The organism is Mycobacterium sp. 134 (assembly GCF_048282715.1).
Lineage (GTDB): Bacteria > Actinomycetota > Actinomycetes > Mycobacteriales > Mycobacteriaceae > Mycobacterium > Mycobacterium septicum.
On record NZ_JBLVUN010000008.1, the window covers coordinates 2,865,730 to 2,878,209 of the forward strand.

At 67.9% G+C, this 12,480-nt stretch carries 12 protein-coding genes and 1 pseudogene; 10 read left to right on the forward strand and 3 right to left on the reverse strand.

The window, feature by feature from the left end; translation table 11 throughout:
• Together recN and ACNQVK_RS18440 are read left to right on the forward strand one after the other, a co-directional pair.
• Complete coding sequence (gene recN, locus ACNQVK_RS18435) at positions 1-1,764, forward strand: DNA repair protein RecN (protein ID WP_418030643.1); 1,764 nt, start codon at positions 1-3, stop codon at positions 1,762-1,764.
• Between the two features lie 87 nt (positions 1,765-1,851).
• Positions 1,852-2,061 carry a DUF4287 domain-containing protein gene (locus tag ACNQVK_RS18440; protein WP_211154677.1) on the forward strand — a complete coding sequence of 70 codons (210 nt, stop codon included), beginning with the start codon at positions 1,852-1,854 and terminating at the stop codon, positions 2,059-2,061.
• Here the strand turns inward: ACNQVK_RS18440 and ACNQVK_RS18445 are convergent.
• Positions 2,058-2,960, reverse strand: a complete 903-nt coding sequence (locus ACNQVK_RS18445; protein WP_418030644.1) for a pyridoxamine 5'-phosphate oxidase family protein — start codon at positions 2,958-2,960, stop codon at positions 2,058-2,060. The two genes, ACNQVK_RS18440 and ACNQVK_RS18445, sit on opposite strands and share 4 nt — an antisense overlap.
• A 15-nt stretch (positions 2,961-2,975) precedes the next feature.
• The gene (locus ACNQVK_RS18450; RefSeq protein ID WP_418030645.1) at positions 2,976-3,437 is read right to left on the reverse strand and encodes a VOC family protein; all 462 of its coding nucleotides are present in this window, start codon (positions 3,435-3,437) and stop codon (positions 2,976-2,978) included.
• A gap of 143 nt (positions 3,438-3,580) precedes the next feature.
• Here ACNQVK_RS18450 and ACNQVK_RS18455 point away from each other — a divergent pair, with 143 nt between their 5' ends.
• The 6 genes from ACNQVK_RS18455 to xerD all read left to right on the forward strand — a co-directional run bounded on the left by ACNQVK_RS18455 (position 3,581) and on the right by xerD (position 9,822).
• On the forward strand, positions 3,581-4,102 hold the full coding sequence (locus ACNQVK_RS18455) for a CGNR zinc finger domain-containing protein (RefSeq protein ID WP_418030646.1): 522 nt from the start codon (positions 3,581-3,583) through the stop codon (positions 4,100-4,102).
• A gap of 100 nt (positions 4,103-4,202) precedes the next feature.
• Positions 4,203-5,387: a putative cytokinetic ring protein SteA gene (gene steA, locus ACNQVK_RS18460; RefSeq protein ID WP_418030647.1), complete on the forward strand. Its 1,185-nt coding sequence runs from the start codon at positions 4,203-4,205 to the stop codon at positions 5,385-5,387.
• Positions 5,388-5,402: 15 nt separating this feature from the next.
• Positions 5,403-6,344: a copper transporter gene (locus tag ACNQVK_RS18465; protein WP_418030648.1), complete on the forward strand. Its 942-nt coding sequence runs from the start codon at positions 5,403-5,405 to the stop codon at positions 6,342-6,344.
• A 136-nt stretch (positions 6,345-6,480) separates the two neighbouring features.
• Entirely contained in the window at positions 6,481-8,256 is a 1,776-nt protein-coding gene (locus ACNQVK_RS18470; protein WP_418030649.1) for a CTP synthase, read from the forward strand.
• A complete protein-coding gene (locus ACNQVK_RS18475; protein ID WP_418030650.1) occupies positions 8,249-8,869 on the forward strand; it encodes an NUDIX domain-containing protein in 621 nt (206 codons plus the stop codon). The genes ACNQVK_RS18470 and ACNQVK_RS18475 overlap by 8 nt, the downstream gene beginning before the upstream one ends.
• Positions 8,866-9,822 (forward strand): site-specific tyrosine recombinase XerD, encoded by a 957-nt coding sequence (xerD, locus tag ACNQVK_RS18480; RefSeq protein WP_044518921.1) that lies wholly within the window; start codon positions 8,866-8,868, stop codon positions 9,820-9,822. Before ACNQVK_RS18475 ends, xerD begins: the two co-directional genes overlap by 4 nt.
• Here xerD and ACNQVK_RS18485 read toward each other — a convergent pair.
• On the reverse strand, positions 9,819-10,571 hold the full coding sequence (locus ACNQVK_RS18485; protein ID WP_418030651.1) for an O-methyltransferase: 753 nt from the start codon (positions 10,569-10,571) through the stop codon (positions 9,819-9,821). The genes xerD and ACNQVK_RS18485 overlap by 4 nt on opposite strands.
• Positions 10,572-10,722: 151 nt before the next feature.
• Here ACNQVK_RS18485 and ACNQVK_RS18490 point away from each other — a divergent pair, with 151 nt between their 5' ends.
• Positions 10,723-11,607, forward strand: a complete 885-nt coding sequence (locus ACNQVK_RS18490) for a ParA family protein (RefSeq protein WP_418030652.1) — start codon at positions 10,723-10,725, stop codon at positions 11,605-11,607.
• A pseudogene (locus tag ACNQVK_RS18495) lies at positions 11,604-12,472 on the forward strand (segregation/condensation protein A). Before ACNQVK_RS18490 ends, ACNQVK_RS18495 begins: the two are co-directional and overlap by 4 nt.
• Positions 12,473-12,480: the final 8 nt, after the last annotated feature.

A 12,480-nucleotide genomic window follows, 5' to 3' on the forward strand; every position in this document is an offset into this window, starting at 1 on the left:
GTGCTGTCGGAGATTCGTATCGAGTCGTTGGGCGCGATCAGTGCTGCCACCGCGGAGTTCGACCGCGGGTTGACGGTGCTGACCGGTGAAACCGGTACTGGTAAGACGATGGTGGTGACCAGCCTGCACCTGCTCGGTGGGGCGCGGGCGGACGCGACGAGGGTGCGTTCTGGCTCTGACCGTGCTGTGGTGGAAGGCCGTTTCAGCACAATCGAACTCGGTGAGGATGTGACGGGGCGGGTCGAGGAGATCCTGGATTCCTCCGGCGCCGAGCGTGACGACGACGGCAGTGTGATCGCGGCTCGCTCCGTCAGCCGGGCCGGACCGTCGCGGGCGTTTCTGGGTGGGCGCAGTGTGCCGGCCAAGTCGCTGAGCAGCTTCACCGCCCAGGTTTTGACATTGCATGGCCAGAACGACCAGCTGCGGCTGATGCGACCTGACGAGCAGCGGGCGGCACTGGACCGGTTCGCCGACGTCGACAAGCCGCTGGCCCGCTACCGGAGTGTCCGCGACGAATGGCTGACGGCGCGCCGTGACCTGGCGGACCGCCGCCGGCGGGCCCGGGAACTGGCCCAGGAAGCCGACCGGCTCAGCTTCGGAATCCACGAGATCGATGCGGTCGCACCGGAACCCGGTGAAGACGAGGCGATCGTCGCCGACATCCGTCGGCTGTCTGAACTCGACGCCCTTCGCGAAGCCGCGCAGACCGCCCGCTTCGCGTTGGCCGGCGAGCTCGATGAGCCCACGCCGGAATCCACGTCGGCGGCTGACGGTGTGGGCCGCGCGCAGGCGGCGCTGGAGTCCACCGACGACTCGGTGCTGCAGGCACTGGGCGGCCGCCTGGCCGAGGCGATGGCGGTGATCGGTGACGTGTCCGGCGAACTCGGCGACTATCTGTCCGAATTGCCGAGCGATGCCAGCACTTTGGAGACCAAACTGGCGCGGCAGGCCGAGCTGAGGACACTCACCCGCAAGTACGCCGCCGACATCGACGGGGTGCTGGAGTGGTCCCGCGATGCCGCCGACCGGTTGGCGCAGCTCGACGTGTCGGAGGAGAGCCTGGCTGCCCTGGACCGCAAGGTCGCCGAGCTCGAGGCTCAACTGGTCGCGGCGGCAAGCGAACTCACCAAGGCCCGGTCCAAGGCCGCCAAGGGGCTGGCCAAGGCGGTGACCACCGAACTGGCCGGGCTGGCCATGACGAATGCGGTGTTCACCATCGGGGTCGGTCCGATGCCGGCGCGGGCCGACGATTCCGCGCCGGTGACCATGCCCGACGGCGAGATGCTGCATGCCGGCCACGACGGTGTGGACGCCGTCGAGTTCGGCTTCACCGCGCACCGCGGTGCGGATGTGCTGCCGCTGGCCAAGAGCGCCTCCGGCGGTGAGCTGTCCCGCGTGATGCTGGCCCTCGAGGTGGTGCTGTCGGCATCGACGGCGGGCACGACGATGGTGTTCGACGAGGTCGACGCCGGGGTCGGCGGTCGGGCCGCAGTACAGATCGGGCGCCGTCTGGCCCGCCTGGCGCGCACTCATCAGGTCATCGTCGTGACCCACCTGCCTCAGGTCGCGGCCTTCGCCGACGCCCACCTCGTGGTCGACAGCGGCAATGGCCGGGCCAAGTCCAGCGGTGTGCGCCGCATCGACGACGAGGACCGGGTCGCCGAGTTGGCCCGGATGCTGGCCGGATTGGGGGAGTCCGACAGCGGCCGGGCCCACGCCAGGGAGCTGCTCGAGGCAGCGCAGCAGGAGCGCAGCGCGCCGTAGGCGCGACTTCCGGTGGTGTTGCGATGAGTTTGCGCCGGGTTGCCGGTCGGTACGCATAGACCTGCAATCACAACCGAAGGAGCACCCATGGCGGAATCCGTGAAGGGGCCGGCGAGTTACTTCCCGTCGATCGAGAAGAAGTACGGACGGCCGATCGCCGAGTGGCTGGAGCTGATTCGGTCGTCGCCGTTGACCAAGCACATGGAGTTGGTCGGTTGGCTCAAATCCGAGCACGGCCTCGGGCACGGGCACGCCAACGCGCTGGTCGCCCACACTCTCTCCGAGGCGCGCGCCTAGTCCTGATCGCCGGTCGGGCCCGGGTTGGCCGGCGACAGCTCCGCGGAACTCCATCGCAGTGGGCTGACATGGGTCAGCTCCACCACCTCGCCGATCGTGAAGTCGACAGCGCACTGCGTGCCGGCACCGGAATCGGCTTCATCCCAGTTGATCTCAGCGGTTCCGGTGAGCTGGATCGTCGATCCGGAAGACCAGTCGACCACCAACAGCCCGCACCGCGGATTGGCCGCGATGTTGCCCAGCGTCATGAACATCGAGTTCCCGCGGTAGTCCGGCCACCGCAGCTGCCGGGGTGAGAGCACCTGCAGGAAACCGGGATTGCCGCCGCGGTGCGACGCGTCGGCGTTGCCCGCCGCATCCGCCGACCCGATGAAGAAGGCGTCGGCACCCGCGATGAGCGCTTGCTGTCGATCGGTCAGTGATTCGCGACGCTGCACGTCGGACAGCCCCACGACGGACCGCACCTCGGCGATGTGCCTGCGTGAGATGTACTTCGGGCAGTTCGAATACACCTGATCGGTGTGGATCCGCAGGCCAGTCCCGGCCGGCTCGGCCGAGCCGTTCACCCGCATCCGGCGCCGGGTCTGCGGCTCGATGGCGATCATCCCGATCTGCCGTCCGCTGCCCAGCGCATCACGGACCGGATCGCCCGGCGCAGGCAGCCCGTCGAGCAGAATCGTGCGCGGATCGTCGGCGTGGACGAAGCCGGGCGGGCCGGCGATCAAGCTGGTCCACACCCGGCCGTCGTCGTCGGCCGCGGCGATCACGATCATCGGCTGTTCGGCGAGGAACTCGGCGGCGGCCGCGGGAACTTCGGTGCGGATCATGCGGCCGACGCGAGTGGCGATGGCCTCCTGCCCCATGCGCCGCTGCACCGCCAACTCACCCGGGTGATACATGTTCACCTGCTCGGCTCAGAAGAATCCGCAGGTGGGGGCCGCTCCGGTTGGCGCGGGAGCGGTCTGCGCCCCGTCGGGGGCGTACACCTCGAGCCGGGTTCCATCCGGGTCGGTGAAGAAGATGCCGCCGGACGCCGTCCCCTCGCCGTGCGCTACGACGCCGTCGTGGGCGAACTCCGTGCCCAGCGCCTTCAATGCCGCTTCGACGGTCCGCACCTCGTCGATGCTGGCCGCCTCGAACGAAAGATGATGCAGGCCCGGTGTTTCCGTGGAGAACCGGCCGTTGCTCTGCTGCCAGAGGGTCAGCCGCAGTGTCCCGCCCGTGCCGAGAAAGGCGTACCGGTGGTCACCCTCGCTGTTGACGGCCAGCGGTTCGAAACCCAGTGCGTTCCGATAGAAGGCGACCGAGCGGTCCAGATCCGTGACGTTGATGCCGACGTGTCCGGCGGCGAGCTGGGGCGTGGTGGTCCCGGTCATGCAGTCCTCCTGAATGGCTAACCGATGTACTTGCTTAAACAGGTTAGAACGGTGATGGGCGAGCCGTCAACCTTCTAATTGGATTTCGACGGTTAGTTCGGCGGGTGGTCCTTGGCGTCGTCGGTGCGTGGTTACCCTCAGGTATGCGTGATCCGCGCCCGCATGTCGGCGAACCTCTCGCGCTGGATCTACTGAACACCCGGTGGATGTCGGCGGATGGACCACAGGACCTTCTGGCGGACGTCGAGGGTCTGCGGTGCTGGTTGCTGGCCAACGGGCTGGAGGATCGATGCGAGGCGGATGAGAAGGCGCGGATCGCCCTGGTCTCGGCCCGCGAGGCCATCCTTCGGGCCCTCCGGGACGAATCCCTCGACGAGGTGAACGAGGTGCTGGAACGCGGCCGGATCCGGCGCACGCTCACGGCGTCCGGCCCCGCCGAGGCCGCCGAGGTGTCGCAGCCGGAATGGCTCGCCGGGTGGCTGGCCGCGGAGGACTTGTTGCGGTTGCTGGGTGAGGCGCCTGATCGGATCAAGCAGTGCGCACATCCGCACTGCATCCTGTGGTTCCACGACACCTCCAAAAACGGGGCCCGGCGCTGGCACTCGATGGCCACCTGTGGCAACCGCGCGAAGGCCGCGCGGCACTACGCGGCGAAGCGGGATTGAGACCGTTTGCCTGTTACTGATGTGACTAAAGCCAACTTGTGAGGCTGGTGTTACGGCGCGCCTCCGCCCACTGGCAGGCGATGCTCGACAGAATCGGCGCATGAAGATGGCCACTCTGCTCACCCGCAATGCCAGTACACGTCCGGGAGTGACCGGCACTGCTCGAGTGGACCGCGACATCGATCGGCTGCTGCGCCGTGTCGGCCCTGGGGACATCGTGGTTCTCGATGCCCAGGATCTGGACCGGATCACCGCGGATGCGCTGGTCGAGGCGCAGATCGCCGGCGTGGTCAACGCCTCGCCGTCCATCTCGGGGCGCTACCCGAACCTGGGGCCCGAAGTGCTCGTCGCAAACGGGGTGGTGCTCATCGACGAGGCCGGGCCGGAAGTCTTCAAGAAGATCAAGGACGGGGCGCGGATCCGGCTGAACAACGGCGGCGTGTACTCGGGTGACCGGCGCATCGCGGTGGGCACCGAGCGCAACGATCAAGAGATCCACGAGTTGATGCACGACGCCAAGAGTGGGCTCGTGGCACACCTGGAAGCCTTCGCCGGCAACACCATCGAGTTCATCCGCAGCGAGAGCCCGCTGCTCATCGACGGCATCGGAATCCCGAACATCGACGTGGACCTGCACCGCAGGCACGTGGTGATCGTTGCCGAGGAGCCCGACGCAGCCGATGACCTCAAGGCGCTCAAGCCGTTCATCAAGGAGTACCAGCCCGTGCTGGTCGGTGTCGGGGCCGGCGCGGACGTGCTGCGCAAGGCCGGATACCGGCCCGCGCTGATCGTCGGCGACCCCGACAAGATGAGCGTCGAGGTGCTGCGATGCGGCGCCCAGGTGGTGCTGCCCGCCGATGCCGACGGCCATGCCGCCGGTCTGGAGCGCATCCAGGACCTCGGAGTCGGCGCGATGACCTTCCCGGCCGCTGGATCGGCAGCCGACCTGGCCCTGCTGCTGTGCGACCACCACGGCGCGTCGCTGATCGTCACGGCCGGTCACACGGCCTCGATCGAGGAGTTCTTCGACCGGACGCGCCAGCGCAGCAATCCGTCCACGTTCCTGACCCGGCTGAAGGTCGGGGAGAAGCTCGTCGACGCGAAAGCGGTGGCGACGCTGTACCGCAGCCGGGTGTCCGGCGGGGCGATCGCGCTGCTGGTGCTGGCGATGCTCGTGGCGGTGGTTGTCGCGCTGTGGGTGTCCCGGGCCGACGGTGCCGTGCTCGACTGGGTTGTCGACTACTGGAACCGTTTCACGCTCTGGGTACAGGGTCTCGTCAGCTGAACGGGTCGGTGAGCTGTGATCACGCTACGTGCGCATGCGATTTCCCTGGCGGCGGTGTTCCTGGCGCTGGCCATCGGGGTGGCCCTCGGTTCGGGGCTGCTGTCGAACACCGTGCTGTCGGGACTTCGTGACGACAAGAAGGAACTGCAGCACCAGATCGAGACCCTCACCGACGGCAAGAATGCGCTGAACGAAAAACTCAAGGCCGCAGGCGAATTCGATGCACAGATGGCACCGCGGATGGTGCACGACGCATTGAAGGACAAGTCGGTGGTGGTGTTCCGCACGCCGGATGCCGTCGATGGTGACGTCGACGCCGTGTCGCGGTTCGTCCGCGATGCGGGCGGCACCGTGACCGGCAAGGTCTCGCTCACCCAGGAATTCGTCGAGGCCAACTCGGCCGACAAACTGCTCTCGGTGGTCAACTCGCCGATCGTGCCCGCCGGTAAGCAACTGAGCACCGCGGCGGTGGACCAGGGATCGCAGGCAGGCGACCTCCTGGGCCTCACTCTGCTGATCGACAAGAACCCGGCCGCCGCGCCTGTCGACGACACCCAGCGCCAGACCGTGCTCGCTGCGCTGCGCGACACCGGGTTCCTGACCTATGACGATCCGCACATCGGCGCCGCCAACACGGCGCTGATCGTGACCGGAGGCGGCCTCGGCGAGGACGGCGGCAACCGGGGCTCCACCATGGCCCGGTTTGCTGCCGGGTTGGCGCCGCACGGCACCGGCACTGTGCTCGCGGGACGCTCGGGGTCGGCTTCTGGAACCGGTCCGGTGGCTGTGACCAGGTCAGATGCCGGTTTGACCGCATTGGTGAGCACAGTGGACGACGCCGATTCCAGCGCCGGTCAGATCACCGCCGTCCTGGCTTTGGGTGACCTCGTCAGCGGTGCGAAGCCCGGCAAGTACGGCACCGGGCAGGGCGCGACGTCGGTCACCGTCCCGCAGTAGCGGGCCGCGGGCCGCCCAACTGCTCCGCGTACGCGCGGCGCGTCAGCGACGGCTTGTCGGTGTCGGTGTTAAGGTGAGATTCCGTGGGTCGGCAGGCCACAGCAGTTTCTCGATTCCCTGCCCGTCGTCACGGAGGATGCTTTTGCCCGCCTTACGCAAGCACCCGCACACCGCCACCAAACACCTCTTCGTCACCGGTGGTGTGGCGTCATCGCTCGGCAAGGGGTTGACCGCTTCGAGCCTCGGTCAGCTGCTGACCGCGCGAGGGTTGCAGGTGACGATGCAGAAGCTCGACCCCTATCTGAACGTCGATCCGGGCACCATGAACCCGTTCCAGCACGGTGAGGTGTTCGTCACCGAGGACGGCGCCGAGACCGACCTCGATGTCGGCCACTACGAGCGGTTCCTGGACCGCAACCTGTCCCAGTCGGCCAACGTGACCACCGGCCAGGTGTACTCCACGGTGATCGCCAAGGAACGCCGCGGCGAATACCTGGGCGACACCGTGCAGGTGATTCCCCACATCACCGACGAGATCAAGAGCCGGATCCTGGCCATGGCCGAACCCGATTCGTCCGGACAGCGCCCCGACGTGGTGATCACCGAAATCGGCGGCACCGTGGGCGATATCGAGTCGCTGCCGTTCCTGGAGGCCGCCCGTCAGGTGCGCCATGAGGTCGGCCGGGACAACTGCTTCTTCCTGCACGTTTCGCTGGTGCCCTATCTCGCCCCGTCCGGTGAGCTCAAGACCAAGCCGACCCAGCACTCGGTGGCCGCGCTGCGCAGCATCGGCATCACCCCCGATGCCCTGATCCTGCGGTGTGATCGTGACGTCCCCGAACCGCTCAAGAACAAGATCGCGCTCATGTGCGACGTCGACATCGATGGTGTGATCTCCACTCCGGACGCGCCGTCCATCTACGACATCCCCAAGGTGCTGCACCGCGAGGAACTCGACGCGTATGTGGTGCGCCGGCTCAACCTGCCGTTCCGCGATGTGGACTGGTCAGAGTGGGACGACCTGCTGCGCCGGGTGCACGAGCCGCAGGAGACGGTTCGGATCGCCTTGGTGGGCAAGTACATCGACCTGTCCGACGCCTACCTGTCGGTGGCCGAGGCGCTGCGCGCCGGCGGCTTCAAACACCGCGCCAAGGTGGAGATCCGGTGGGTGGCCTCCGATGACTGCGAGACCGACCTCGGTGCGGCGGCCGCGCTGTCCGATGTCGACGGGGTACTCATTCCGGGCGGTTTCGGCATCCGCGGCATCGAAGGCAAGCTCGGGGCGATCTCGTTCGCCCGCAAGCGCGGCCTGCCGGTGCTGGGACTGTGTCTGGGACTGCAGTGCATCGTGATCGAGGCGGCGCGCTCGGTCGGTATCGCCGGTGCCAACTCCGCCGAGTTCGATCCGAAGACAGTGGACCCCGTGATCTCCACGATGGCCGATCAGAAGGACGCCGTCGCCGGCGAGGCGGACTTGGGCGGCACCATGCGGCTGGGTGCGTATCCCGCGGTCCTGGAAGCGGGATCGATTGTGGCCCAGGCCTATCAGGCCACCGAGGTGTCCGAGCGGCACCGGCACCGGTACGAGGTGAACAACGCCTACCGGGACCGGATCGCCGAGAGTGGGCTGCGGTTCAGCGGCACCTCGCCGGACGGGCACCTGGTGGAGTTCGTGGAGTACGACTCGAAGATCCATCCGTTCCTGGTCGGGACCCAGGCCCATCCCGAGCTGAAGAGCCGGCCGACGCGGCCGCATCCACTGTTCGCCGCGTTCATCGGCGCGGCGCTGGACTACAAGGCCGAGGAGCGGTTGCCCGGCATGGACCTGCCCGAGCATTTCGCCGAGGAGGCCGGGGAAGTGGAAGCCGGCGAAAGTCCTGTCGACGACGCCGAAGCCGCTTCACTTGGCTGAACACGACTTCGAGACCCTGGCCAGCGAAACCGTCTACGTCGGAAACATTTTCGCGCTGCGCGCGGATGAGGTCAGCATGCCCGGCGGCGGTTCGGCCCGGCGCGAGGTCGTCGAGCATTACGGCGCGGTGGCAGTGGTGGCTCTCGACGAGGACGGCAACGTGGTGCTGGTGTATCAGTACCGGCACCCGCTGGGCCGTCGGCTCTGGGAACTGCCCGCCGGCCTGCTCGACCTCGGTGGGGAGCCTCCCGAGGTGACCGCGGCCCGCGAACTCGTCGAAGAGGTCGGCCTGAGAGCCGATCACTGGCGGGTGCTGGTGGATCTCGATTCGACGCCGGGGTTCTCGGACGAGAGTGTGCGGATCTTCCTGGCCACCGGGCTGACCGACGTGGAACGCCCCGAGGCCGAGCACGAGGAAGCCGACATGGTGGTTGAACGGGTGCCGTTGGCCGAAGCCGTCCGTCGGGTGTTCTCCGGAGACATCGTGAACGGTATTGCGGTGGCAGGCATTCTGGCTGCGCACGCGATGCCCGACGGCGAGGCGTTACGACCGGTCGAGGCGCCGTGGACCGACCGGCCGACAGCGTTCAGGCGGCGCAAAGGCCTGCTATGACGACGCCGTCCCCCGTCCGATCGGCCCTCGACGACCAGTTGCAGGGTTACCTCGATCACCTGACGATCGAGCGGGGCGTGGCGGCCAACACCTTGAGCTCCTACCGGCGCGACCTGCGCCGCTACGCAGAGCACCTGACTCAGCGTGGAATCGATGATCTGGCCAAGGTGGCCGAGGCCGACGTCAGCGACTTCCTGATCGCGCTGCGCCGGGGTGACCCCGAGTCGGGAGTGGCTGCGCTGTCGGCGGTCTCGGCCGCCCGGGCCGTGGTCGCGGTCCGCGGACTGCACCGGTTCGCCACGGCCGAGGGCATCACCGCACTCGATGTCGCCCGCGGGGTGAAGCCACCCACGCCCAGTCGCCGGCTGCCCAAGAGCCTGACCCTCGACGAAGTGCTCGCGTTGCTCGAGGCCGCAGGCGGGGACAGCGAGGCCGACGGTCCGCTGACACTCCGCAACCGGGCGCTGCTGGAGTTGCTGTACTCCACCGGGGCGCGAATCTCGGAGGCCGTGGGACTCGACATCGACGACATCGACACCCAGGCGCGTTCGGTGCTGCTGCGCGGCAAGGGCGGCAAGCAGCGACTGGTGCCCATCGGCCGTCCCGCGGTCAGCGCACTCGACGCCTACCTGGTGCGGGGCCGTCCGGACCTCGCCCGGCGCGGCCGGGGCACGCCGGGGATCTTCCTCAACGCTCGCGGCGGGCGGCTGTCCCGGCAGAGCGCCTGGCAGGTGTTGCAGGATGCGGCCGAGCGGGCCGGGATCACGTCGGCGGTCTCGCCGCACACGTTGCGGCACTCGTTCGCGACCCACTTGCTCGACGGCGGTGCCGATGTACGCGTCGTACAGGAACTGCTCGGTCACGCCTCGGTGACCACCACGCAGATCTACACCATGGTCACCGTGCACACGCTGCGCGAGGTTTGGGCGGGCGCGCACCCGCGGGCACGCTAACCGCCCAGGTACTCCGATTCCAGCACCAGGTCGGGCAGCAGGGTCTGGTACTCGGCATGCGTCTTGTGATGCTTCGTATTCCAGAGTGAACCCTGCTGCTCCTGCATGTAGGCCAGGTACTTCGGCGCTCCCGGAAGCTTCACGTTGTCGGCGACCACGATCGAGCCCCGGTGCAGCCAGCCCCGGTCCAGCAGGCTCTGCAGGTCGGTCAGGTAGGCGTTCTTGTCGTGATCGAGGAACACGAAATCCAGCCCGCCGGCATCGAACCCGCCTGCCGCGAGCGCGTCGAGCGTGCGTCCGCCGTCGTCGATGGTCCCGACCACGCAGGTGATCCGGTCGGCAACCCCGGCGTGGGCCCAGATGCGTCGCGCGATGTCGGCGTTGGTGGGGGAGAACTCGACCGAGAACACCCGGGCGGCCGGCGCGGCGCGGGCGAGGCGCATGGCCCCGTAGCCGCAATAGGTGCCCAGTTCCAGCGCCAGGCGCGGGTTGGCCCGCACGACCGCCGCGTCGAGCAGCGCACCCTTCTCGTCGCCGACGTTGATCAGAAACGACTTCTCGTAGGCGAACTTGTCGATGGTGGCGATGACATCGTCGAGGTCGCCCGCGCGGGCGTTGGCCACGACATAATCGGCGGCCGCGGCCTCCCGGCCATCGCCCCACTGCCCGGTGCGGGCGAAGTGTCTGGCGCCGATTCCCATCCGGATGAACGACCACCGCAACAGCGGCAGCCGCTGCTTGAGACTCATGACGCACACCATATGCGCCCGATTGCCCGCGGGTCTGCCCGTCCTGGCTGCGTACCGACGTTAAACTTGCGGGGATGTGCGCCAAGACTGCGGGATGCCTGACCAGCGAGGGTACGGGTGTGACCGACGAGCGCTTGGGCGAGGAGCCGACGTGACAGACGACGGCGGGCATGACGGACTGTTCGAGCACAGCTCACCCGAGCTCGGTCTGACCGGGCGGCCACCGAGGGACATCCCCGAACCGCGGCCCCGTTCGACGCACGGCCCGGCCAAGGTCATCGCGATGTGCAATCAGAAGGGCGGGGTCGGCAAGACGACCTCGACCATCAATCTGGGGGCCAGCCTGGCCGAGTACGGCCGCCGGGTCCTGCTGGTCGACCTGGACCCGCAGGGCGCGCTGTCGGCGGGCCTCGGCGTCCCGCACTACGAACTCGAGCACACGGTGCACAACCTGCTGATCGAACCGCGGGTGTCGATCGACGACGTCGTGATCAAGACCCGGGTCAGCGGCATGGACCTGGTGCCCAGCAACATCGACCTGTCGGCCGCCGAGATCCAGCTGGTCAACGAGGTGGGCCGCGAGCAGTCACTGGCCCGGGCCCTGTACCCGATCCTCGACCGCTACGACTACGTGCTGATCGACTGCCAGCCGTCGCTGGGCCTGCTCACGGTCAACGGGCTGGCCTGCGCGGACGGTGTGATCATCCCCACCGAATGTGAGTACTTCTCGCTGCGCGGGTTGGCGCTGCTGACCGACACCGTGGACAAGGTGCACGACCGGCTCAATCCGAAGCTGTCCATCAGCGGCATCCTGGTGACCCGCTACGACCCGCGCACGGTCAACGCGCGCGAGGTCATGGCCCGCGTGGTGGAGCGGTTCGGCGACCTGGTGTTCGACACCGTGATCACCCGGACCGTGCGGTTCCCGGAGACCAGCGTGGCCGGCGAGCCGATCACCACCTGGGCACCCAAGTCCGGCGGCGCCGTGGCCTACCGATCGCTGGCACGCGAAGTCATCGACCGGTTCGGCGCGTGAACGATGTCCTGAACAACCCGACCACCGAGGGCGCCCAAGCGGATGCCGCGGTCGGGGACGAACCGACTGCCGGCGACCAGCAGAACCGCTTCCAGGTTCGGCTCACCAACTTCGAGGGACCGTTCGATCTGCTGTTGCAGCTGATCTTCGCGCACCGGCTCGACGTGACCGAGGTGGCATTACACCAGGTCACCGACGATTTCATCGCGTACACCAAGGAGATCGGCACCGGCTCGAGCTCGACGAGACCACGACGTTCCTGGTGATCGCGGCCACGCTGCTGGACCTGAAAGCGGCCCGGCTGCTGCCCTCGGGCGAGGTGCACGACGAGGAGGATCTCGCCCTCCTGGAGGTCCGCGACCTCCTGTTCGCGCGACTGCTGCAGTACCGCGCGTTCAAACATGTCGCGTTGATGTTCGCCGAACTGGAGGCCGCGGCACTGCGCAGCTATCCGCGGGCAGTGTCGCTGGAGGACCGCTACTCCGACCTGCTGCCCGAGGTGATGCTGGGCGTCGACGCCGGGAAGTTCGCCGAGATCGCGGCGGCTGCCTTCACCCCGCGGCCGGTGCCCACGGTCGGCATCGACCACATTCACGCGCCCAAGGTGTCGGTGCCCGAGCAGGCACATCGCATCATCGCCCTGCTGGAACAGCGCGGGATCGGCGAATGGGCCACATTCTCCGAACTGGTGGCCGAGTGCACGGACGGATTGCAGATCGTCGGCCGGTTCCTGGCGCTGCTCGAACTGTTCCGGGCCAGGGCGGTAGCATTCGAGCAACCAGAAGCGCTTGGTGTGCTCCAGGTTTCGTGGACCGGAGATCGGCCGACCAGCGAACATCTGGCAACCGCTGATGCGGAAGAATAGCGAGAACA

What these genes read in the sequence shown, in the direction of transcription:
- ACNQVK_RS18440 (WP_211154677.1), top strand. Translation starts at nt 1,852, where the DNA reads ATGGCGGAATCCGTGAAGGGGCCGGCGAGTTACTTCCCGTCGATCGAG.
- steA (WP_418030647.1), top strand. Translation starts at nt 4,203, where the DNA reads ATGAAGATGGCCACTCTGCTCACCCGCAATGCCAGTACACGTCCGGGA.
- ACNQVK_RS18470 (WP_418030649.1), top strand. Translation starts at nt 6,481, where the DNA reads ATGCTTTTGCCCGCCTTACGCAAGCACCCGCACACCGCCACCAAACAC.
- ACNQVK_RS18455 (WP_418030646.1), top strand. Translation starts at nt 3,581, where the DNA reads ATGCGTGATCCGCGCCCGCATGTCGGCGAACCTCTCGCGCTGGATCTA.
- ACNQVK_RS18450 (WP_418030645.1), bottom strand. Translation starts at nt 3,437, where the DNA reads ATGACCGGGACCACCACGCCCCAGCTCGCCGCCGGACACGTCGGCATC.
- ACNQVK_RS18445 (WP_418030644.1), bottom strand. Translation starts at nt 2,960, where the DNA reads ATGTATCACCCGGGTGAGTTGGCGGTGCAGCGGCGCATGGGGCAGGAG.
- ACNQVK_RS18485 (WP_418030651.1), bottom strand. Translation starts at nt 10,571, where the DNA reads ATGAGTCTCAAGCAGCGGCTGCCGCTGTTGCGGTGGTCGTTCATCCGG.
- xerD (WP_044518921.1), top strand. Translation starts at nt 8,866, where the DNA reads ATGACGACGCCGTCCCCCGTCCGATCGGCCCTCGACGACCAGTTGCAG.